16 protein-coding genes and 3 tRNA genes are annotated in these 21,885 nt (G+C 61.6%); 6 read left to right on the top strand and 13 right to left on the bottom strand.

Going from position 1 to position 21,885, the window contains the following annotated elements:
- The first annotated feature begins 175 nt into the window (after positions 1-175).
- Complete coding sequence (locus HAV21_RS21315) at positions 176-2,950, top strand: AAA domain-containing protein (protein WP_166843073.1); 2,775 nt, start codon at positions 176-178, stop codon at positions 2,948-2,950.
- A gap of 54 nt (positions 2,951-3,004) precedes the next feature.
- Here the strand turns inward: HAV21_RS21315 and HAV21_RS21310 are convergent.
- The 5 genes from HAV21_RS21310 to HAV21_RS21290 all read right to left on the bottom strand — a co-directional run bounded on the left by HAV21_RS21310 (position 3,005) and on the right by HAV21_RS21290 (position 6,889).
- A tRNA-Ile gene (locus HAV21_RS21310) sits at positions 3,005-3,078 on the bottom strand.
- A gap of 84 nt (positions 3,079-3,162) precedes the next feature.
- Positions 3,163-4,359 carry a glycosyltransferase gene (locus HAV21_RS21305; protein ID WP_166843072.1) on the bottom strand — a complete coding sequence of 399 codons (1,197 nt, stop codon included), beginning with the start codon at positions 4,357-4,359 and terminating at the stop codon, positions 3,163-3,165.
- 95 nt (positions 4,360-4,454) lie between these two features.
- On the bottom strand, positions 4,455-5,372 hold the full coding sequence (locus HAV21_RS21300) for a DMT family transporter (RefSeq protein ID WP_142939718.1): 918 nt from the start codon (positions 5,370-5,372) through the stop codon (positions 4,455-4,457).
- Positions 5,372-5,995 (bottom strand): CDP-alcohol phosphatidyltransferase family protein, encoded by a 624-nt coding sequence (locus HAV21_RS21295; RefSeq protein ID WP_142939719.1) that lies wholly within the window; start codon positions 5,993-5,995, stop codon positions 5,372-5,374. The genes HAV21_RS21300 and HAV21_RS21295 overlap by 1 nt, the downstream gene beginning before the upstream one ends.
- A 45-nt stretch (positions 5,996-6,040) precedes the next feature.
- Positions 6,041-6,889 carry a phage holin family protein gene (locus tag HAV21_RS21290; protein WP_166843071.1) on the bottom strand — a complete coding sequence of 283 codons (849 nt, stop codon included), beginning with the start codon at positions 6,887-6,889 and terminating at the stop codon, positions 6,041-6,043.
- 172 nt (positions 6,890-7,061) lie between these two features.
- On the opposite strand from HAV21_RS21290, the gene HAV21_RS21285 reads away from it, so the two are divergent.
- The 5 genes from HAV21_RS21285 to HAV21_RS21265 all read left to right on the top strand — a co-directional run bounded on the left by HAV21_RS21285 (position 7,062) and on the right by HAV21_RS21265 (position 12,921).
- The gene (locus HAV21_RS21285) at positions 7,062-8,291 is read left to right on the top strand and encodes a multidrug effflux MFS transporter (protein WP_142939721.1); all 1,230 of its coding nucleotides are present in this window, start codon (positions 7,062-7,064) and stop codon (positions 8,289-8,291) included.
- Positions 8,292-8,341: 50 nt separating this feature from the next.
- Positions 8,342-8,521 carry a glycine zipper domain-containing protein gene (locus HAV21_RS21280; RefSeq protein WP_142939722.1) on the top strand — a complete coding sequence of 60 codons (180 nt, stop codon included), beginning with the start codon at positions 8,342-8,344 and terminating at the stop codon, positions 8,519-8,521.
- Between the two features lie 143 nt (positions 8,522-8,664).
- Entirely contained in the window at positions 8,665-11,163 is a 2,499-nt protein-coding gene (locus tag HAV21_RS21275; protein ID WP_166843070.1) for a DUF2156 domain-containing protein, read from the top strand.
- A 22-nt stretch (positions 11,164-11,185) separates the two neighbouring features.
- Positions 11,186-12,469 carry an alpha/beta hydrolase-fold protein gene (locus HAV21_RS21270; protein ID WP_166843069.1) on the top strand — a complete coding sequence of 428 codons (1,284 nt, stop codon included), beginning with the start codon at positions 11,186-11,188 and terminating at the stop codon, positions 12,467-12,469.
- Positions 12,470-12,513: 44 nt separating this feature from the next.
- On the top strand, positions 12,514-12,921 hold the full coding sequence (locus HAV21_RS21265; RefSeq protein ID WP_142939725.1) for a hypothetical protein: 408 nt from the start codon (positions 12,514-12,516) through the stop codon (positions 12,919-12,921).
- A gap of 50 nt (positions 12,922-12,971) precedes the next feature.
- On the opposite strand, the gene HAV21_RS21260 is transcribed toward HAV21_RS21265, so the two are convergent.
- The 8 genes from HAV21_RS21260 to HAV21_RS21225 form a co-directional block, all read right to left on the bottom strand.
- Positions 12,972-13,044 (bottom strand) — tRNA-Asn (locus tag HAV21_RS21260).
- A 116-nt stretch (positions 13,045-13,160) separates the two neighbouring features.
- Positions 13,161-13,233, bottom strand: a tRNA-Asn gene (locus HAV21_RS21255).
- Positions 13,234-13,286: 53 nt separating this feature from the next.
- Positions 13,287-15,149 carry a DNA primase gene (gene dnaG, locus HAV21_RS21250; RefSeq protein ID WP_142939726.1) on the bottom strand — a complete coding sequence of 621 codons (1,863 nt, stop codon included), beginning with the start codon at positions 15,147-15,149 and terminating at the stop codon, positions 13,287-13,289.
- 59 nt (positions 15,150-15,208) lie between these two features.
- Positions 15,209-16,525 (bottom strand): deoxyguanosinetriphosphate triphosphohydrolase, encoded by a 1,317-nt coding sequence (locus tag HAV21_RS21245; RefSeq protein WP_166843068.1) that lies wholly within the window; start codon positions 16,523-16,525, stop codon positions 15,209-15,211.
- Between the two features lie 64 nt (positions 16,526-16,589).
- The gene (gene dusB / locus HAV21_RS21240) at positions 16,590-17,771 is read right to left on the bottom strand and encodes a tRNA dihydrouridine synthase DusB (RefSeq protein ID WP_166843067.1); all 1,182 of its coding nucleotides are present in this window, start codon (positions 17,769-17,771) and stop codon (positions 16,590-16,592) included.
- Between the two features lie 113 nt (positions 17,772-17,884).
- Positions 17,885-19,375: a YibE/F family protein gene (locus HAV21_RS21235; protein ID WP_166843066.1), complete on the bottom strand. Its 1,491-nt coding sequence runs from the start codon at positions 19,373-19,375 to the stop codon at positions 17,885-17,887.
- Positions 19,376-19,490: 115 nt separating this feature from the next.
- Positions 19,491-20,453: a GNAT family N-acetyltransferase gene (locus HAV21_RS21230; RefSeq protein ID WP_166843065.1), complete on the bottom strand. Its 963-nt coding sequence runs from the start codon at positions 20,451-20,453 to the stop codon at positions 19,491-19,493.
- A 2-nt stretch (positions 20,454-20,455) separates the two neighbouring features.
- Entirely contained in the window at positions 20,456-21,841 is a 1,386-nt protein-coding gene (locus HAV21_RS21225) for a glycine--tRNA ligase (protein WP_166843064.1), read from the bottom strand.
- Between the last annotated feature and the right edge of the window lie 44 nt (positions 21,842-21,885).

Genomic DNA, 21,885 nt, shown 5'->3' with positions numbered 1-21,885 from the left:
GAAACGGTGCAGCCAAGGTACCGGCAGGTAGTAAGTTACTGCTCAGTAACATACCGCAGGTTCTACGGTCCCCGCAATGGAGGGCACCCCATTCCCGGTCACCAATGCACTGTTCCCAGGCGACCGTTCTGTAACGTCGGTTGTGATGCGCCGCACTCAACTGGGGGACTTTCCGATGATCAATCCACGACGCGAGGCGATTCTGGTCCGTAGCCGCCACCACAAAGGCCTTGATGACAAGACCGCTGAGGTGGTGGAGTACCGTGCCGACGGCGCCTTCGTGCGGCTGACCTTTGGTTCCGGAAAGAGCTACAAGTACTCCGCGGAAAACGTCATCATCCTGCGGAATCCGGCGTCGACAAACCTTGGGCGCCAGGACACGGTGACCATTCGGGGCAGGGTGCTTGACGGCGTTACAGAGGTTCTCCGCTTCGAGTCGCCCCAGGGAACATGGTGGCGTGTTTTTCACGCGGCTGGTTCGGGAACCGGGTATCAAAGTTGTCAGGACACTGAGATAGCCATCGCCCGGCCGTCCGATGAAGAACTAAAGGCCCAAGCAGTCCTTGAATATTGGCGGGATGTGTCGTCGAAGCTGCGGGAGGATGACCCACTCCGCCGGCAGTATGAGAATTTTCGGAACATCCCGAAAGGAAGCGCGCTGGAACTTTACCTCCAGGGTCAGTCCATTGATTCCGCAGGGCAGGATCAACAGCACCCCATCCTGCCCTTCCCCTCTAACATCAGCCAACGTGAGGCCCTGCTGAAGGGCTTCAGCCACCGAATCTCCGTGATCAACGGTCCGCCCGGAACAGGAAAGACGCAAACCATACTCAACGTCGTCGCCAACATTGTCGCCGTTCCGGGCAAGACGGTTGGAGTCGTCTCCTTCAATAACGCCGCAGTTGAGAACGTTCGCGACAAACTCGTGCAAGAAGGTGTGGGCTACATCGTGGCGGACCTTCGACGCAAGGAGAAAATGGACGAATTCTTCGCCCGTCAGGAAAGCAGAAATGCCGATGTCGATCGCTTCCTCAGCAGACCCCGCCACGAAGCGCCTCCAGCGGAGCAGGTAGCTGCCCTCGACAAACGCTTGCGCGGCTTACAGGAGACGGCCCTGCAGCTGGCGCAGTGGAAGCAGGAGTTGGAAGCGTTCAAACTCGAGAGGCGCCATTTCTTCCTTCGCGCGACCCACCCTGACTCCGATGGACTGAGCGCAGTACCGACCCTGCCCGGCTCGTCCCGCCGCATCCTCGAATTTCTGGCCGAGACGTCCTCCGTCCCTCAGGATGAGGGTCCGCTGCGCAGGTTCTTCAGACGCATGGGACTTCGACTGCGATACGGGGCACTGGGCAAAGCGAACAGCAGCGACACTGATGTTGTCCTGGGTCTGCAGGGCGCCTATTACCACAAGAAAATCGCAGAGCTGGGGCGCCTCATTGATAGAGGGAATGAGATTCTGGCTGCTGAGGACTACCCGGCTCTGGAAGAGGACCATCAGCTGGCCTCCAGGCAACGGCTCGACGCGGCACTCCATCTTCGATATGCCCGGAAGCGGAGAAGGACCTACACGGAAAGCAGTTACAAGACTGCCTTCGCAGAATTCACCTCCGACTATCCGGTAGTACTCAGCACCTGCCACTCCTTGCGAAGAAACGTTCCCACGGGAACGCTCCTGGATTACTTGATCATCGACGAAGCGTCCCAGGTTGATCTGCTCGCTGCCGGTCTGGCGCTCTCATGTGCCCGGAACGTCATCGTTGTGGGCGACCTGCAGCAGCTCCAACACATCACCGACGAAAAAGCCTCAAGGAACGCCTTTAAAGCACCGTCACCAAACGTCGACTACACGCTGCACAACATTCTGTCCTCGATGATCGGGCAATTCGGGGCCGACCTTCCGCGCACCATGCTCCGGGAGCACTACCGGTGCGATCCTGCGATCATCGACTATTGCAACAGGAAGTTCTACGGCGGGCAACTCGTTCCCTATACCACCGGCGACGCTGAGGGCCGGCCTCTCGTCGTAGTCCGCACTGCTGCCGGGAACCACATGCGTCAGCACCTCAGTGGTGGCCGAACCAACCAGCGCGAGGCAGACGTCATTGCCAAGGAAGTACTCGACCAGTTCTGTTCAGGCATTCCTGACCACGACATCGGCGTGGTCACACCCTATCGGCGGCAAGTGGACAAGGTCACAGAGGCACTGCTCAATAACATCCAGGCCGATACAGTCCACAAGTTTCAGGGGCGGCAAAAGTCCGTAATCATCATGAGCACTGTCTTGGACGAAACGAACAGCGGGCAATCTGGCATTGGCTTTGTGGACGACCCCCATTTGGTCAATGTCGCAGTTTCCCGCGCGGTGAAGCGGTTCGTGCTGGTAACCAACCATCAGATGCTTCCAACAAGTCGCCACCTTCGGGATCTGGTTCACTTCATCCGATACCGAAACCCGGACGATGGTGTTTTTGACAGCAGCGTGTTGTCTGTCTTCGACCTCTTGTACACGGAGTATTCGACTCTTTTGAGGCCCTTTGCCAGCAGGGTCCGGGGCACCTCACAGTTCCCCTCGGAAAACATCGTATGGACGCTGCTGACTGAACTGATCGGGGATGAGCCTTTCAGCGACTTGGCCATAGCTCCGCAGGTCGTACTGAGGAGCCTGCTGCCGGACCTGTCGATGCTCACGCCCGACCAGCATTCCTACGTCCAAAACCGCGCAACTTTGGACTTTGTGGTCTACAACCGCATCAGCAACATTCCCGTTCTTGCCGTTGAGGTGGATGGTTATGCGTTCCATGAGAACAATCCGATCCAGCGCGCGCGGGATGCACTCAAAGACGCCATCTGCCGCGCCCACAAGATCCGCCTCGTGCGTTTACCCACCACGGGCAGTGGCGAGGAAGCACGCCTTCGCCACGAGTTGTCAGCCGCTCTTAGCGACCAGTGACAGCAAGAGCCGTGGCCGACGATGGATCATCAGCCACGGCTCCTGCATGAAATGTAGGGCTACTCGGACTTGAACCGAGGACCTTAGGATTATGAGTCCCGCGCTCTAACCAGCTGAGCTATAGCCCCTTGATGCCCGGTCCGGCCACCGCAAAGCAGCAGTTCCGGGCAAAGCACTCCAGCAATTCTAATAGGTCCTGGAGAGTGCTTTTGTCACACCACCATGTCCTCGTACGTAGCGCCCCGGTAGAGGTCCTCGAAGGTATGAAGGGTGCTGTTGATGCTGTGCGGCTCCACCATCTCGCGGCTCAACTTGCCCATGACCTCAAGCTCGTCCCGGGGAAGTTCCACCAGTTGGGTGATCTTTGCCGCCAACTCGTTGCTGTCATTGGGGGTGAAAAGGTAACCGTTCTCCCCGTCGCGAACCAAATGCGGCAGCGCCATGGCGTTGGCCAGCAGCACAGGAGTGGAAGCAGACATGGCCTCCAGCGTCACCAGTGACTGAAGCTCGGCTGTCCCGGGCATGCAGAAGATGTCGGCCTTGATGTAGGCCTCACGCAAGTCCTCGTCGCTGGCCAGCCCGAGGAACCTCACCCGGTCGCCCAGCCCAAGCTTAGCGACCTGGGCTTCAAGGGCTGGGCGAACTTCGCCGCCACCCACGATTTCGAGGTTCACGTTCAGTTCCCGTGGAGTCTTGGCCACGGCATCGATCAGCACGTTGATGTGCTTTTCTTCGGCAAGCCGGCCCACGAACAGGACGGTGGGGTTGGCATGCGGCTCAATGACTTCACCTGGCTGCAGCTCGTACGCGGACGAGTCGATGCCGTTGGAAAGGGGCAGGACCTTCCGCAGGAAAGCGTGCTGGTGCATGGCCTTGGCAGCGAGCGGTGTGGGTGTGGTGACCACGTCGGCCTGGCCCATGACCTTGCCCATGTCTTTCCACGAAACTCGTCCCACAATGTCCTTGAACCACTGCGGGAAGGGCAGGAACGGGTTGAGGTTCTCGGGCATGAAGTGGTTGGTGGCCACAACCCTGATGCCGCGTTTCACGGCCTCGTAGAGGACGTGTTCACCGATCATGTAGTGGCTCTGGATGTGAACGACGTCAGGCTGGACTTTGTCGAAGAGGAGGCTGATTTCCTTCTTGATTTCCCACGGGAAGCAAATACGGAAGTACTCATGGGTGAAAACGCCATGCGAGCGGAGCCGGTGAACGGTGGCTTCATCGCGGAACTCGGTATAGCTCTTGCCTGTGTCCGGACGGCAGGCCAATACGTGCACGTTGTGTCCGCGTGCCGTCATCCCCTTGGCCAGGCGGTAGCCGAACTGGGCGGCACCGTTGACATGCGGCGGGTAGGTATCCGCGGCAATCAGAATAGTGAGGGGCTTGTTGGTGTCGGGAATGGTCACGTGGAGAACTCCTGATGTTCACGGTGCGGACAGCACTGCTTGTGGCAATGCTGCGGTGTCGCCGGGTTGCCGCCCGCAACAGCGGTGGCGCAAGGTCAAGCTTTGCCCTGGGCTTTCCGGTTGGCAGCCGCCTTTGCATCCTTCTTGCGTTTGGTGACTTCCGGATGGTGCCGGCTTAGGGCAATAACCCCCACGATAGCAAGCGTAGCGGCCGCCGCCATGGCGATGGCCATCACGGCGTGGACATCGGGACGAAGCTCACCCAGAATCACAATGCCAATTGCGATGCCCACCATGGGGTCGATCACGGTCAGGCCGGCAATGACCAGGTCCGGTGGGCCGCCGGAATAAGCGCTCTGAACGAACCATGACCCCAGTCCCCCGGCGGCCACGATCGCTATCAGCGTGTACCACTGCACGTTCAGCAGGAACAAGCCGTTGGGGTCCAGCAGGTGCTTGCCGATGATGCGGGTCAAAACGGCGACGAAGCCGAACAGGACACCGGCTCCCAAAATGTAGATGAAGGCACTCATCCGGTGTTTGAACAGAACCGCAAGTGTCCCAAAAATGCCCACCGCAAGGGCCAGGAGGAGAACGATTGTCAGTTCGTCGTCGCTGTTGACGTGATGGTTCTCCTGCGTGACGTTGACGGCCAGGAGCACGAACAGCGCCGAACCAGTCACACAGGCACTGATGGCCACCACGGTTGCACGGTTGATACTCAAACCTTGGTCCTTGGCATTGACCACCGTGGTGATCACCAGCGCAATGGCACCAATAGGCTGCACCACCGTGAGAGGTGCTGAGACCAAGGCGATGGCGTTCATCACCATTCCGAGGGCGAGGAACAGCAGGCCCAGCATCCATCGGGGATTCCGCAGGAGCCGCAGGAAACCGTTGGAGCTTAGGGCCAAGCCGCCGGTGTCGGCTTTCACGGCGCTGCCCTGCCGCTGGGCGCCGATGGCGAGGAAGAAGGCACCAAGTACCGCGAGAAAAACCGCCAGCCAGACCATCAGCCTCGTCCGCCGTCGTCGGTTTTCAATTCTTTTCCTTTGCGCAGGATGGCCCAGTAGTAGTTGTAAGCGGCTATCCAGTGGCCGATCAGGCCCAGGCCCAGGAACGTCCAGGCGGCCACGAAGTAGACGTCGGTGAAGGCAATGGGCAACTTGGACAGGACCAGCAACGGCGTACCAATCAGCAGCAGCCCCGTGCGGATCTTGCCGATGATGCTCACCGGAAGGTCCGGGTGGCTCCGGAAGTAAATCAGGGATGCAACAGCCAGGACGGCGTCCGGCACCAGTAGCGCGGCCAGGTACCACCACTGCACGACGCCGGCAATCGCCAGTGTGAAGGCGACCGCCAGCAGTGCGGCCCGGTCTGCCATGGGATCCAGGATCCGGCCAAGCTTGGAAGTCTGGTCGAAGCGTCTGGCGATGTAGCCATCCACCCAGTCGGTACTGCCCATGATGACGAGCACCAGGACCGCGAAACCGTACTCCTGTTCGGACAGGACGAGCCAGACGAACAGTGGCACACCCATGAAGCGAAGTACCGTGAGGATGTTGGGGACAGTGAAGATGAGGTCGTGATCAACCTGCGGCCGGTCAGGGTGCGACCCAGCTCCGATCAATCTCATCTTCTCCCCCTTCCTCGTCTTCAGTGTTGGTGGCGCCGCTGGCTGCTACTTCTTCAGTAACTTCCGCAGTGCAACAACGAACACCACTGCAGCCGTGGCAAACGCAGCAAGGTCCTTCCACCGGGCGGCAAGCCGTTCGGTGAGACTCTCAGGGACGGAGTCTCCAAGGTCGGCAAACTTCGCCGCAGCGAATTCCCTGCTCTCCTGGAACTTTCCATTGGCGCTCTGCAGCAGGGCCTGGCCCTGTTTCTTGACGTCCAGCTGCTCACCGAGCTCGTCGCGAACGCCCGTGAGGTGTTCGCGGCGGCGCTTCAGGCGCGAGCGAAGCTCGGCTTCGGTGGGCGCCTTGACGGCATCGGCTTCCTTGGCGGCTTCCTTTGCAGCCTTCTCTGCCTTGGCCTTCTCAGCAGCCGCTTCCTTTTCGGCCTTGGCTGCCTTGGCGGCGGGCGAGTTGGGATCGAGGATGGACTCGTCGAAGTCAGAGCCTTCCTTGGCGATTCCCAGATCATGTTTGATCCCCCGGATGGTGTCCTCGGGGACCAAGGGCATGGCCTTCTTGAACTTGGCAATACCAATCAGGGACGCGATGGCCACAATCACCAGGAAAAAGGCGGCAACAATCAGAGCCGCCAGCCAGCCAGGCATAATGGTGGCCAATCCCAGGATCGCCGCGACAACCAGTGCAATGACCAGGAGCGCCATGAACACAAGCGCTACTCCGAAGAAGGCACCGGCGATGCCAACCTGCGTGGCTTTTCGCTTGAGTTCAACCTTCGCCAAGGCTATTTCGTCGTTGAGTTGCCTCGGAGCCAGCCTTGCTACGAGCTTGAGGGTCTTCGGCAAAGTACGAATGGCTGGTCCTTGACTGGGCCGGCCGGTGTGACGTCCACTCATGGGTTCCGCCTAACTGCTTCCTCTGGGCATCGTGTAAGGCGAACGCGGCGAAAAACCATCCCCGCGAACACCTGTCCTCAAAGCTATCATTCAGGTTCCTGCTGAACTTTCGGCATCATGCCCCGGCGCGCCCGTCATACGTCCAATAAATATGATCCGGGCCATAGGATAGATGATCGTGACCTCTCCCATTGCTCCGGGCGATTCTCTGAGCCGACGCGAAAAACTCGTCTACATTCTCTTGTTGGGTGCACTGACCGCCCTCGGTCCTTTCACCATCGACCTCTATCTTCCGGCGTTCCCCGCTTTGGAAGAGAGTTTTGATGTCTCGGCGGCGGCGATCCAGCTCACTCTGACCGGTACCACGGTTGGCTTCGGGCTCGGCCAACTGCTGGTGGGACCCTTCAGTGACAAGGTGGGGCGTCGGCTTCCGCTCATTCTGGCCACAGCCGTGCATATCGGCTCATCGCTGGGTGCGGCGCTTGCCACAGACATCGGGATGTTGTCGTTATTCCGCGTGCTCATGGGGATCGGTGCTGCCGGAGGTGGCGTGGTGGCCATGGCCATGGTCCGGGATCTCTTCCACGGCTACTCCATGGTCCGGATGTTCTCGCGGATGTCGCTGGTTAACGGATTGGCCCCCATCCTGGCGCCGGTCATCGGCTCCCAGCTGCTGTTGGCTTTCCCTTGGCCGGGCATCTTTTTCTTCCTGGCCGCTTATGGACTGCTGGTCATCCTTGCTTCGATCTTCTTCATCCGGGAAACACTTCCGGCTGAGCAGCGGGGAAAATCCACTGTCACCGTGCGCCAGCGCTACAAGACCGTCCTGACGGACAGGATCTTTGTGGGCATGGTGCTGGTGGGAAGCCTGAATTTCGGTGGACTTTTCGCTTATCTATCAGCATCGACCTTTCTTTTCCAAAACGTCTACGGCTTTTCGCCGCAGGAATACGGCATCCTGTTCGGTATCAACTCCTTGGGCATCGTGGCAGGCGTACAGATCAGCTCCCGACTGATCCGACGGGTGGCTCCGCAGTGGATCGTGGCCGGTGCTACGGCCTTCATGCTGTTCATCGCCCTGCTGATCGTGGTGCTTGACCTGTTCCATGTGGGTTTGTGGGGCATCCTCATCCCTCTGTGGTTCTACATTTGCGCCACTGGCTTCATGTTCCCGTGCGTTCAGGTCCTGTCCCTGGCCAACCACGGCGCGCAAGCGGGCACCGCTGCATCGCTCCTGGGCGCATCCCAATTCATGATGGCCGGTATTGTCCCGCCGGTGGTGGGTTGGCTGGGCGTCAGCTCCGCTGTACCCATGGGCGCGGTCATGGCCGTCTGCATCACTGGCGCTATTGCAGCGCTTTGGCTGGTTGTGCGGCCGCGGTCGGTTCCGTCTATTCATTAGGCCGACTCCTGAGGACCGGCTCTTGAGAACCGGCCCCGTAGGCTGTGACCATGACTAATAAACCGCACCGCAACGGTAGGGGCCTCTTCCTTGGCGCCTTGCTTGGAGCCCTGGCCGGTGCTCTTCTCGGTCGCGCCGCGGGAAGCGCACTGTTCGGCGCCATCCTGGGCGCCGTGATCGGCGCCGCTGTGCTCTACCGCGTGAACCCCGGCCCTTGGAAGCGGGACTAAGCCAGCTGCAAGCAGGACTAAGCCGGCCCCGCAGGCGACCCGCCGACGTCGGGAACCACCAACCCCTCCCCTAACCGCGTACCGCAGGGCAGAATGGTGGCCAGCCGGGTAACCGGTGCTTGAACCGGTGAAGGGGACATCACATGAGCACGGCTGTTGTATTCCGGGGCAGTGTTCGCGGCCTGGCAACCTTACGGAGGTTGCCGCTGACGCTGGCGCTGGTGGTGCTCCTTTGGGTGCTGGGCGCTATCTCCGGCAGCCTCGTCAACGGCCCCGGCCAGGATCTGCTGGATCAAGTGGGAATTGGCTTGGCAGTGGAGCCAGGACCGTGGTGGTCAATCTTCACCTCGGGGTTCTTCGCCTCCTCCTTGCTCGACTACCTGGCCTGCACAGCGGCGATCCTGGTGGGTGTGGGCATCGCCGAACGCGTTATGGGGCCTTGGCTGGCCCTGGCTGCTTTCATTGCCGGTTCAGCCCTCAGTGCCCTGGTACTTGTGGTGCTGGTGACCTTCGGAACGGATGCCAGCGACCAATGGCTCAGTTTCCTGGGCGGCGAATATGTAGTGGGCGCCTATGGTGGCGCCGCCGCAGCGCTGGGATGTTCGACGGCGGCGCTTGATGCACTGTGGCGTCGGCGCCTGAGGACGTGGTTGCTGGCCGCCACGCTGATGTTTGCCTTGTTCGTTGGGGTCGCCCAAACCCTGCAGGCGCTTGCCGGGGCCGTGATCGGCATCCTGGCAGGTTGGGCCATCCAGTCGCTGGCCCTGCGCCGCAGGGCAGGCTCGTTGCACTCCTCAAGCCTTCGCGAAACACGATTCCTGGTGGGTACCGTGGTGGGTGTCTTCGCGGTGGGACCTTTGCTGACGCAACTGACCGGAACGTGGGAAGTCGGCCCCCTGTCGGTGGTTTCCGAGGTGATGCTTCAGGCAAGTCCCGACGCCGATGAGGTTCAGGAAGCGTGCAATAACGACAACAACTGTGTCACCCTGCAAAGCATCGTGGGTGTCCAGAGCTTCGGCGCGGCCATTCTGACGCTGATTCCTGTGCTGCTGTTGCTCGTCTGCGCTGAGGGTCTGAGGCGCGGCCGGCGGCTCGCATACCGGCTGACCCTTGTGATCCAGCTGTATCTGGCAGCCGTAACTGTCCTCTCCATCCTTCAGTACGTGACCGATCCGGGGGTCACACTAGGCGATGACGACTTCGCCTACCTTCTGCTGTACGCGGTCCCCGCAGTCCTCGCGCCTGTCATCATCGCGGTGCTGCTTCTGGTGAACCGGCATAAGTTCCGCGTCGAATCCAGCGACGCCGGGTACCGGGTTCTTGGCCGGACCTCGCTCGTTCTCGCTGTGGCCGCTGTGATCTTCTATGTGATCTTCTGGTTCCTCGAAGGCAACCCGGGCCGCTCCACCCTGTTGGACCTTGCCGGGCAACTGACCCACATCCTGGTACCTTTCCCGGTCCCCTTCGTGGTGGCCCTGCCCCAGGGCCTGCTCAGCACAGTGCTGTACGGCCTGGGCGGGGACATCATCTGGCTCTGCATCCTGGTGCTGGTCCTGAACAACTTTCGGCGGTTCAGGATGCTGGCCACCGATCCGGCGGCGGATCTGGGACACGCCAGGGAACTGCTGCATGATGGCGGCGGCACGTTGTCCTGGATGGCTCTCTGGGACAACAACCAGTACTGGTTCACCCCGGACAGGAAAGCTGGAATCGCCTATCAGGTCCATAACGGGGTGGCCCTCACAGTTGCCGGCCCTTTCGGCGCTGAGGAGCACCATGCCGAGGCAGCGACTGGTTTCGTCAAGCACTGCGCCAATCTGGGCCTGATCCCGTGCTTCTATTCGGCAACGGCAGAGCTGGATGTCCCACTGCTCCCCCACGGCTTCAGGAAATTGGAAGTAGCTGAAGAGACACTCCTCAACGTCCAGGCCATGACCTTCAAGGGGAAAGAGTGGCAGAACGTCCGGACCGCACTCAACCGCGCAGACAAACTTGCCATCAAGGATCACTGGTACCCCTACCCTGAGATGCCTCCGGGAATCAGGGCGCAGCTGGCTGAGATCTCCGAAGAATGGGTGGCCGACAAGGCCCTTCCGGAGATGGGCTTCACCCTGGGCGGCTTGAACGAGCTCAAAGATCCCGAGGTGCTCTGCTGCGTGGCGGTGGATGACGACGGATTGGTCCACGGGGTAACCAGCTGGCTCCCGGTCTTCACCCACGGGGTCATCTCAGGGTGGACCTTGGACTTCATGCGCCGCCGCACCACAGGTTTCAAGGGCGTCATGGAATTCCTGATCGCCTCTGCCGTGACCCACTTCAAAGAAGAAGTACCCCAAATCTCCCTATCCGGCTCACCGCTCGCCACTGCAGGGGACGGTGCCGGCGATGGAGACCGCAGCGCTTTGGACCGCGTCCTTGCGCTCCTGGGAAACGCCCTGGAACCCATGTACGGCTTCAAATCCTTGGCCGCTTTCAAATCAAGGTTCCAGCCCGAACACAGGACGCTATACATGTACTATCAGGACCCGTTGGCCTTGCCTTCTATCGGCATCGCGGTGGGTTCGGCCTACCTGCCGGGACTGTCCCCCACGCAGAGCGCCGGGCTGTTGCGGCAAATGGTAGCCAAGGAGCCAGCCGCATGAGGCACGAGCGGACCTCCCGGTCATGAACGAGCTCTTGAAGCTCGAGATCAGCGGCCCCGTCGTCATGATCATCGCCGGGGTGATCGGCGTCGGCTTTTTCCTGCTGTTGTTCCTGAGGCCGTCAGCGCGTTGGGCCCGTACCGCGATCACGGCGATTGTGGTGGCGGGACTGTTCGGGTGGTTGACCGTGTGGCTCGTGGAGGACGTCATGGACGTCTTTCATGTGGGGCTGACGCCGCGGGTGTGGTTCTGGGCGATTTCCTGCTTTGCCGCCGTGGGTCTGGCCGTAGTCAGTTTCCGCCATAGTCAGCGCTGGCGGAAGGTAGTGGCGGCTCTCTCGATTCCGGTGTTCGTGGTGGTGGCCGGTCTGGGCATCAACACCGAGTTCGGGCTCAACAAAACCTTGGGCTCAGCGCTGGGAATCTCCACGGAGGACGCCATTCAACTGGCCAAACCTGACCCGGACGCCCCTGTCCCGGCCGGTCCGCTACGGCAGAGCTGGAAGCCCCCTGCCGACCAGCCGGCGAAGGGCGAAGCAGGAACCCAGGTCATACCAGCCACCGTCTCCGGTTTTGTCGCCAGGCCGGCGGGCATCTACCTGCCCCCTGCCGCCCTCACGGCACATCCGCCCAAGCTGCCCTTGTTCGTCCTCATGATGGGCCAGCCGGGACTCCCTGATCCGCAATACGTGTCGGCCGCCCTGGACGAGTTCGCAGCCAGGAACAACGGCCTTGCCCCCATCGCAATCGTGGCAGACCAGATCGGCCCCGACCAGAATGACACCCTCTGCCTGGACACCGCCAAGTACGGCAACGTTGAGAAGTACATCAACCAGGACGTGGTGAATTGGGCCAAAGCGAACTTGAACATCCTCGAGGACCGCGAACACTGGACCATAGCCGGCTACTCCAACGGCGGCCAATGCGCAATCTCGTTCGCGGTCAAATACCCGAAGATGTGGGGCAACGTGGTGGACATCTCCGGCGAGGAATTTCCCGGCGCGGAGGACCCGGCCGGCAACCTTGCATCGATCTTCGATGGCAACCAGGCTGCCTACGATGCCCAGAAGCCCATCAACATCATGAAAGGCAAGCAGTTCCCTAACACAACGGCAGTTTTCACCGTAGGCTCGGACGACACCACGTACGTGGCAGCCGCCAAGGCAGTCTCCGCTGCCGCCCGGGATGCTGGGATGACCGTGACGTACTACGAAGTGCCTAACGGCGGTCACGTTGGCTTGGCGTTGAACGCGGGCCTGACCAAGGGTTTCGAGGTGCTGTACCCAAGGCTTGGACTCTCCAAATAGCCTTTGCCCTTTTGCCAGCCCGGGACCGGCGATAAAGTTGAGCTGTGCCACATGGGCAAGAGCTGCAGCCGCTTCCGGCACCGTGGCAGCGTCGGGATGAACGCATCCTGCCGCTGTGGTGGGACCGCCTGTGCTCGGTGACCAGCCCTCAGTCGGCTGCACTTTACGCCGCCGGGCTCTTTACCGATGACCGTCGCAGACCCATTGCCCAGTGGTACAACCCCGAAACCGACGCCGCGCTGTTGGTCGCACCGGAGACCTCGCCGGAATGGCCGGTCCAACGCTTTGGCATCTTCTATGCCCCGCCAGGAGGCGGCTTTACCCGCGTTTATTCGGCGCCCCACGAATGGCATCCCCGGGAACCCCGGACTCCGCCCACCGAGCAGGATTCCTTCCTGGCGGCGGTGGTCGAGGCGGCCCGGTTCCTGCAAGTGGAGATGGATTTTGTGTGATCAAAAAGCAGACCCCGCACCAGCTGAAAAGCCGGTACGGGGTCCTGTTGCTCCTCCGACTGGACTTGAACCAGTAACCCTTCGATTAACAGTCGAATGCTCTGCCAATTGAGCTACGGAGGAATGAAGCGGTTATGACTTTAGCAAAGGTTCTACCGGAATGCGAAATCGACTCACCATACCCCTCGGGGGTATAAAAATACCCCCGTTTCGAAGACTCGAAACGGGGGTATTGCGCGCTCCTCCGACTGGACTTGAACCAGTAACCCTTCGATTAACAGTCGAATGCTCTGCCAATTGAGCTACGGAGGAATGAAGCGGTTACTAGCTTAACAGGGGCCCGCCGGAAAGTGAAATCGGCGCTTTCAACCGTCCGAACGCAGCGACCTGCGCTCCATTTCGAGTTGCATCAGCTCCCGGTTCAGCCGCTGGAACTCCTCCGGATTGGCACCTGCATCCAAGCGCTGCAGCTGACCCATCTTGTCTGCCTTGATCCTGGTGATCTGCAATTCGAAAAGACGGGCCAGGATGTCACGGCAGTACCGCTGCATGGCCTCGGCAGTGCTCGCCGGCAGGGGCGTCACTGCCAACTCCGAGACCAGTGGCCTCAAGGGCTCGGGGACTTCCTGACGGACCTGCTCCACCCACGCCACGGGGTCATCCGAGTGTGCCAGACCGGCAGCCCGCACGGCAGTGTGGACGGCGGCGTAAGCAGGAGTGGTGAACTGCGAGGCCTCGAAACGCTCCCAGGCTCCCCCGCCCAGCACTGATGGCTCCTGGAGGACTACTTCAAGCGCTTGGCGTTCCATACCGGCTATGGGGTCCCGGGGATCGGGCCGTTGGAAGACGGGACCGCTCGACGCCGGCGCCGTCGACTGTTCTCCCGCGCCGCCCGCGGCGGCGCGCTTGGCAGCTCCGCCAACGAATCGACTGACCTCTTCGATGGGCATGCCCAGCCACCCGGCAAGTTCGCGGGTGTAGCCCGGCCGCGCGGCAGAGTCCCTGATTTGCGCCACCACGGGGGCGGCTTCGCGCAAGGCGGCCACACGCCCTTCCACGGTGTCGAGGTTGTGCCTGCGGAGCGAGGCCTTGATGGCGAACTCAAAGAGGGGTTTCCGGCTGCTAATCAGATCCCGCACCGCGGAATCGCCCTTGAGTTGACGAAGATCACAGGGATCGGCGCCGCTGGGTTCAACAGCCACGTACGTCTGGGCTTGGAACCGCTGGTCTTCTTCGAATGCCCGCAGGGCAGCTTTTTGGCCGGCGGCATCGCCGTCGAAGGTGAAGATGACCTCTCCCCCGCTGCCGTCGTCCGAGAGCAGCCGCCGGGCCACCTTGATGTGCTCGGTACCGAAAGCAGTACCACAGGTGGCCACCGCCGTCGTAACTCCGGCGAGGTGGCAGGCCATGACGTCCGTGTACCCCTCGACCACTACCAATTGACGTTCCTTGGCGATGTTCCGTTTGGCGATGTCGATCCCGTAGAGGACTTGGGATTTCTTGTACAGCGTGGTTTCAGGAGTGTTCAGGTATTTGGGGCCTTGGTCGTCCTCGTAGAGCTTCCGGGCGCCGAAGCCGATGGTGTCGCCTGCGATATCCCTGATGGGCCAGATCAGCCTTCCACGGAAACGATCGTAGATTCCCCGGTTTCCTTCCGAGAACATGCCTGTGAGCTTCAACTCAGCATCAGTGAACCCACGGCCGCGGAGATGCTTCAACAGTGCGTCCCAGCCCTGGGGCGCGTATCCGACGCCAAAATGTTCGGCGGCGGCGCGGTCGAAACCGCGGCCGTCCAGGAAGTTCCGCCCCTCGGCAGCTCCGGGCGTCAGCAACTGCGCACGGAAGAACTCATCGGCGATCTTGTGAGCGTCCAACAGGCGTTGGCGCTTGCCCACCTCTTCACGGCTGGGACCGGTGCCGCCATCCTCATAGCGCAGCTCATAGCCGATTCTGGCAGCCAGTTTCTCTACGGCCTCGTGGAACGAGCTATGGTCCATTTTCTGGACAAAGGAGATGGCATCGCCGTCTTCCCCACATCCGAAGCAGTGGTATCGGCCCACTTGCGGGCGGACAGTGAACGAGGGTGAGCGTTCGTCATGGAACGGGCACAGGCCTTTGAAACTGCCTAGCCCGGCGCCCTTGAGGGTGACGTAACCGTCAACGACTTCCTTGATATCCGTGCGCTGGCGTACTTCGTCTATATCTTCACGTTTGATCAGGCCAGCCACGTCACCATCCTAGTCGCTTGCCCGGGGCGTCCCCGCCGTTAACGTCAGGGTTCCGCGGGCTACCAGAGCGAGGGAAGGCTCCCCACAAGCCGCTCATACATGGCCAACGCGGAGACGTCCGTCAGCGAGGCGACTTGGTCGATCACCACGCGCAGCCGCGCACCGTCGTCGACGGCGTCGCGCCAGTCAGCGGCAAACATCGGCTCCAGGTGACGGTCACCAGTGGCGTTCAAAACGCCGACCAGTGCGTGCAACACTTCGCGTTGACGCTCGTACACTGGCTGGCGGTGATCGGTGGAGATCACGAACGTGGTGGCCAGGCCCTTGAGGACCGCAATCTCAGTGACAGTTTCCTCAGGGACCATGAGCTCGGCGTCGTAGCGGGTCAGGTTGGCCGGGCCGAAGTGCGCACGGGTTGTCTCCATGGCGCTCTGGCAGAACCGGCCGATCAACTGGCTGGTCATATCCTTCAGCGCAGCCATGGATTTCCGGCTGCCGTCAGCTTCGCGGACCCAAACTTTGGTGGCTTCCAGGCGGGCAAGGGCAGCATCAATCTCGGCGGGATCGTTATGCGGCAAATACCACTGCTTGGTGTAGCCCACCACGCGCGCCCGGTGGTCCGGGTTCTCCATCCATTTGAGCTGGAAATGACCGGCGACGATCGCATCCTCAACATCGTGAACCGAGTAGGAAATATCGTCTGCAAGGTCCATCACCTGGGCCTCGATGCAGGAACGGTTACCCGGAGCGCCTTCACGCAGCCATTCAAAGACGGGAAGATCGTCCTCGTAGGCGCCGAATTTGCTGGTGCGGTGCCCATGAATGACAGGAGCATCGACGGCGGACCACGGGTACTTGGAAGCGGCGTCGAGGCTGGCACGGGTCAGGTTGAGTCCTGCAGGCCTGCCGTCCTCTGCCAGTACCTTGGGTTCCAGGCGGGTCAGGAGCCGCAGGGTTTGGGCGTTGCCTTCGAAGCCGCCAATGGTGTGCGCAACTTCATTGAGCGCGGACTCACCGTTGTGGCCGAAGGGCGGATGTCCGAGATCGTGGCTCAGGCATGCAGTGTCAACAACATCAGGATCACAGCCGAGGGACCGGCCCAGTTCGCGGCCTACCTGCGCCACCTCCAGGCTGTGGGTCAACCTGGTTCGGACAAAGTCATCCGTGTCCGGGGCAACTACCTGCGTTTTTGCGCCGAGCCTGCGCAACGCCGAGGAGTGCAGGACCCTGGCGCGGTCCCGTTCAAAGTCGGAGCGATAGTTGCTCTTGCGGGGCTCTTCGACCCACCGCGCGGAATCTGCCTCGGCGTATCCGGGGATGGCCAGCACAAAATCGTGGGCCGTCCCGTCGTGGCCAAGAATCGCTTCGGTTCCCATGGGTATCTGCCTCCTTCAAGCGCCGGGGTGTGGAGCTTCTTGAGTCAGTCTTACACGTGTGAGGCTAGCCGCCCGAAACGTCCAGCTCTGCGGCCGAGATATCCGCGCTCTGTTCAGCGTTCAGCTGACGGCTCACCAGCCAGTCCTTGGGCAACGCAGGCTTCTTGGGCGAACCAGCCCGGCCGCGGGGACCCTCGGAATCGACTCCCGGGTAGGGCGAGTCCATATCCAGTTCATCAAGGTATTCGCGCAGCACCTCGAGGGTGGGAACGGTGGCCAGTTTGGCGCGGAGTTCGCCACCCACAACATAGCCCTTGAAGTACCAGGCCATGTGCTTGCGGATCTCACGGAGTGCCTTGTATTCATCGTTGCCGAAGGTCTCCACCATCAGCTCAGCATGGCGGTAGACGCCCTCCGCCACTTCCCGGAGCCCGGGGCGGTGCCGCTGGTCGCTGCCCTCGAACGCTGCCTGGAGGTCGCCGAACAGCCAGGGGCGGCCCTGGCAACCGCGGCCCACCACGACACCGTCCACACCGGTTTCCCGGACCATGCGAACTGCATCCTCGGCAGACCAAATGTCGCCGTTGCCCAGCACCGGGATGTCCGGCAGAGCTTCGCGGAGGCGGGCAATGGCGGACCAGTCGGCATGGCCGGAATAGAACTGCGCGGCAGTCCTGCCGTGAAGTGCGACGGCGGCTACTCCGGCGTCGCGGGCGATCCGGCCGGCGTCGAGGTACGTCAGGTGATCCTCATCGATGCCTTTGCGCATTTTGATGGTGAGCGGGATATCGCCCTTGGCGGCTTCCTTGACTGCTGTATTGACGATTGAGGTGAACAGATCGATCTTCCAGGGAAGCGCTGAACCGCCACCGCGCCGGGTGACCTTGGGCACGGGGCAGCCGAAGTTGAGGTCGATGTGATCGGCCCGGTCCTCTTCCACCAGCATCCGCACCGCGGCGCCCACCGTCACAGGATCCACGCCGTAGAGCTGCACGGAACGGACTTTCTCGTCCTCATCATGGGAGATGATGCGCAACGATTCCGGCGTCCGCTCCACAAGGGCACGGGACGTCACCATCTCGGCCACGTACATACCGCCGCCGTATTCACGGCAGAGCCTGCGGAAGGCCGAGTTGGTGATGCCGGCCATCGGGGCAAGGATCACGGGGGTGTCCACGGTGATCCTGCCAAGCTTCAATGGCGGGAGCTCAAGCTTTGGTGCGGGGGGCGTTGCTACAACAGTCACCTAACCATTGTTGCAAATCCGGGCAAATCGGCGGACGGCCCGCCGAATCCCCTGCTTGATCGTCCAGCACACCGTACTCAGGCGGGCCCTGGGGGCAAGATCCAGACCCGGCGTCAGGTGGTGTTGTCGGTGCTTCCGCCGCGGCGCTCCGCTTCCCGTTGTGCACGGCGGCTACCCGGGCGTGCCGGCTTGCCGTGAGCGTCAAGGCGCGTGTCGGCGTCGTGCGTGTCCTCCGACCCTGAACCCGCGACGACGGCGGCTGCTGCCAGCGAACCGGTGTCCCTAAGCTCATCGGGACTCACCGAGGCCCCGCCTGCTGCGGCAAGGCGCTTTATGCCGGTGGCCTTCACCACCAGGACAGCGATCAGGGTGGTGACGGGGATGGCAAGAACCAGGCCGATGGAGCCCACCAAGGTGCGGATGACTTCCTCGGACAGCTCGGCACTGGTCAGTGCTTCCGCGAGCGGGCGGTCATAAAGCATCACAATGATGAGGATGGGAAGTGCGGCGCCGGCGTAGGCAAAGGCGATGGTGTAGACGGTGGAAGCGATGTGGTCCCGCCCGATCCGCATAGCCGAGGAGAACAGCTTGCGGGCACTGGTGTTGGGCGCCAGTTCGTAAAGTTCCCACACTGCGGAGGACTGCGTGATGGTCACATCGTTGAGAACGCCCAGGCCGGAAATGATGAGGCCGCAGAGGATGATCCCGGAGATCGAGATCTGCGGGGACATGTTCACCAGCGTTGAAGCGTCGTGGTTCCCCACTCCGGCCAAATTAGCCGCGTCCGTAGCCCACGCCGCCAACAGCGCAGTGATGCTGAGCCCAAAGATCGTGCCCAGCAGAGCCGTAGACGTTCGCGCCGAGAACCCGTGCGCAAAGTACAGGACCCCGATCATGATCACCGTAGAGCCCACCAGAGCCAGCAGAAGCGGCGGTTTTCCTTCCACCAAACCCGGCAGAATGAAGCTCACCAGGACAAAATAGGCACCCACCAGGCCAAGAAGCGCCCGGAAGCCGCGCCAACGGGCCACCGCGATGACCACCGCTGCGTACAGGACAGCCAGGAGGGCGATGGGAATACTGCGGACAAAGTCCACAAATACATAAGCCGGGGCGCCACTTCCCGCACTTGCCCCCTGGACGGCGGACAGGTTGAGGTACCGGATGGAGTCCCCCACATCCACGCCGTGGGACATGGCCACGTCAGGGTTGATGACAACCTTCACCACGTCCCCGCCCTTATCCGGCTCCGTGAAGGCGAACGTGCACTGGGATCCGCCGGACTGGCTGTTCTGGCCCGTGTCAGTTTGGCCGGTGTTGCTTTGGCCCGTGTTGCTTTGACCCGTCTGCGTGCAGCTTTCCACCACCACGCTCTGAATCTTGCCAGTGTCGAACGTGACTCCGGGGGCGGGTTGGTATGGGCTTGAAAACGTGATGCCCTCGCGGCTGCCGGAAGGCCACAGGACCATCATGGCCACGAGCGTCAGGACGCCCACCGGAACAAGAATGGCCGCGAGAATCCAGTTGGCCCGCTTCCGCGACGCAATGGCCTGCGGGGTTGGCTCGGAATTTTCAGAATGACCGTGGGAGTGACCGTGGCCCATCAGCAGCAAAACCTCATGCCTTAACCCTACGCGGGCACAGCTGCATTTAAACGCAGGATCCCACGCGGCCCGCGGGATGCGGGCAACGTGGGATCCGGGCGTGCGGAAGATGCGGTCAGTCGCTGACGATCAGGGTGTCTGCGCCCCGCACATGGGCTTTTCCGGATTCCAGCAGCGGATCAAGAACCGTGCGGAGCGCCGTCATGGATTCGTCAACTTCCAGCAGGACCGGGTGCTGGTAGGCGATGAGTGCCAGCAGGTCCCGGACCGCGGCAGCTGCTTCCTCGGCCGGCAGCAGGGGGTCGTGGCCCAGGAAGACATCAGACGGCTCGTCGGAATCGCCTTGGGCGTAGCTGATGGCGAACGCCTGGATCTTGCCCTTGCGGCTGGCGGGAACGCCTTGGCCGAACGCACTCGCTTTGGGTGCGCGCAGGACGATTGCCCCGTGCGCGCCGGTCAGGTCATGCAGGAACAAACGCTGCACTGTGGCAATGCTCAGCTCTCCGGGGCTGTCCCAGTGGTGGACGTGGGAGTAGTACTTGCCCACCACGTCGCTCAGTTCCACCGAACCTGTAGCCAGGTCTTCCACGCGCTCTGAGGCGGCTTCCTCGGACCCGTCGCCAAAGCGCGGCAATGACAACGGCTCCGGCTTCACCACCACCAGTTGCGAGCGCTGAATGGGGGAAAGTCCCGCTGCCGCAGCAAATGCAGCACCGGCAGTGTCCGGCTCCACCTTGCTGCGCAATTTGGAAACGCCCGACGGCGAGTTCCCGGCTTCCCGGCGCAGCATGGTCAGCAGGGTGGCACCCACGCCTTCACGGCGGTGGTCTTTGGCAACCTCAACGTACGCCCAGAGTCGTTCCGGGTGCAGCGAAGCCTCATGGACAACACCTGCAGCGACGGGAATCCGTACGCCATCCACCACGTCCTCGGCCACGATGCAGCGGCGCCAGGGCTGGTTGCTGGAAGGTGCCAGGGCTGCACGGAACTGCTCTGCGGGGAGTGTTTCCGGGCCGCCCCAGATTTCCAGGAGGGCGAGGTCATCGCCTTCCTTCCATTCGCGGTAATCCAAAGCCACGGCTAGGCGCCGATCAGGCGTGCTGCAAGGTAGCCCTCAACCTTGTCCAGGGACACACGTTCCTGGTTCATGGTGTCGCGCTCACGAATGGTGACGGCCTGGTCTTCCAGGGTGTCGAAGTCCACGGTGATACAGAACGGGGTACCGATTTCGTCCTGGCGACGGTAGCGGCGGCCGATGGCGCCGGCGTCGTCGAAGTCGATGTTCCAGTTCTTGCGCAGCTGGGCGCCCAGTGCCTTTGCCTTCGGGGACAGGTCCTCGTTACGGCTCAGCGGGAGGACGGCGGCCTTGACCGGAGCCAGGCGCGGATCCAGTTTCAGCACGGTGCGGACATCGACGCCGCCCTTGGCGTTGGGTGCCTCGTCCTCGGTGTAAGCGTCGATCAGGAAGGCCATGAAGGAGCGGGTCAGGCCGGCAGCGGGCTCGATCACGTACGGGGTGTAACGCTCGTTGGTGGCCTGGTTGAAGTAGCTCAGGTCCGTGCCGGAGGCCTTGGCATGGGTGGAGAGGTCAAAGTCCGTGCGGTTGGCGATGCCCTCGAGCTCGCCCCACTCGGAGCCCTGGAAACCAAAGCGGTATTCGATGTCGGTGGTGCCCTTGGAGTAGTGGCTGAGCTTCTCCAGCGGGTGCTCAAAGAATCGGAGGTTCTCTTCACGGATACCCAGGCCTGTGTACCAGGACATGCGTTCCTTCATCCAGTACTGGTGCCACTCTTCGTCCGTGCCGGGCTCGACGAAGAATTCCATTTCCATCTGCTCGAATTCGCGGGTACGGAAAATGAAGTTGCCCGGCGTGATCTCGTTACGGAAGGACTTGCCGATCTGGCCAATGCCGAACGGTGGCTTCTTCCGGGACGTGGTCAGGACGTTGTTGAAGTTCACAAAAATGCCCTGGGCCGTTTCCGGACGCAAGTAGTGCATGCCTTCCTCGCTGGCCACCGGGCCGAGGAAAGTCTTGAGCAGACCGGAGAATTCCTGGGGTTCGGTCCACTGGCCGCGGGTGCCGCAGTTTGCGCAGACGATGTCAGCCAGGCCATTTTCCGCCGGGCGACCCTTCTTTTCCTCGTACTCTTCCTCGAGGTGGTCGGCGCGGTAGCGCTTGTGGCAGGAAAGGCACTCAACCAGGGGGTCGGAGAAAACCTCCACGTGGCCGGATGCTTCCCATACCTGGCGGGGAAGGATGACCGAGGAGTCCAGACCTACAACATCTTCGCGGCCGCGAACCATGCTCTGCCACCACTGGCGCTTGATGTTCTCCTTCAGCTCCGCACCGAGGGGACCGTAGTCCCACGCAGAACGGGAGCCACCATAGATTTCACCGGCCTGGAAGACAAAGCCCCTCCGCTTGGAGAGTGAAATGACCTGGTCAAGGACGGATTTAGCTGCCATGGGTAACTCCATTTGTTCTACAGGGCCGCTGGGTGCGGTCCGCG

Source organism: Paenarthrobacter sp. MSM-2-10-13 (genome assembly GCF_011605365.1).
Classification (GTDB): Bacteria; Actinomycetota; Actinomycetes; order Actinomycetales; family Micrococcaceae; genus Arthrobacter.
Note: the sequence above shows the minus strand (reverse complement) of the source record. Positions and strands in the feature narration are given on the sequence as shown.

Bases quoted from the DNA above. Each gene is read 5' to 3' on its own strand.
- HAV21_RS21315 (WP_166843073.1), top strand. From the start codon at position 176: ATGATCAATCCACGACGCGAGGCGATTCTGGTCCGTAGCCGCCACCAC.
- HAV21_RS21295 (WP_142939719.1), bottom strand. From the start codon at position 5,995: ATGAGATTGATCGGAGCTGGGTCGCACCCTGACCGGCCGCAGGTTGAT.
- HAV21_RS21270 (WP_166843069.1), top strand. From the start codon at position 11,186: ATGAACGAGCTCTTGAAGCTCGAGATCAGCGGCCCCGTCGTCATGATC.
- HAV21_RS21245 (WP_166843068.1), bottom strand. From the start codon at position 16,525: ATGGGAACCGAAGCGATTCTTGGCCACGACGGGACGGCCCACGATTTT.
- HAV21_RS21235 (WP_166843066.1), bottom strand. From the start codon at position 19,375: ATGGGCCACGGTCACTCCCACGGTCATTCTGAAAATTCCGAGCCAACC.
- HAV21_RS21225 (WP_166843064.1), bottom strand. From the start codon at position 21,841: ATGGCAGCTAAATCCGTCCTTGACCAGGTCATTTCACTCTCCAAGCGG.
- HAV21_RS21280 (WP_142939722.1), top strand. From the start codon at position 8,342: ATGACTAATAAACCGCACCGCAACGGTAGGGGCCTCTTCCTTGGCGCC.
- HAV21_RS21300 (WP_142939718.1), bottom strand. From the start codon at position 5,372: ATGGTCTGGCTGGCGGTTTTTCTCGCGGTACTTGGTGCCTTCTTCCTC.
- HAV21_RS21285 (WP_142939721.1), top strand. From the start codon at position 7,062: ATGATCGTGACCTCTCCCATTGCTCCGGGCGATTCTCTGAGCCGACGC.
- HAV21_RS21275 (WP_166843070.1), top strand. From the start codon at position 8,665: ATGAGCACGGCTGTTGTATTCCGGGGCAGTGTTCGCGGCCTGGCAACC.
- HAV21_RS21290 (WP_166843071.1), bottom strand. From the start codon at position 6,889: ATGAGTGGACGTCACACCGGCCGGCCCAGTCAAGGACCAGCCATTCGT.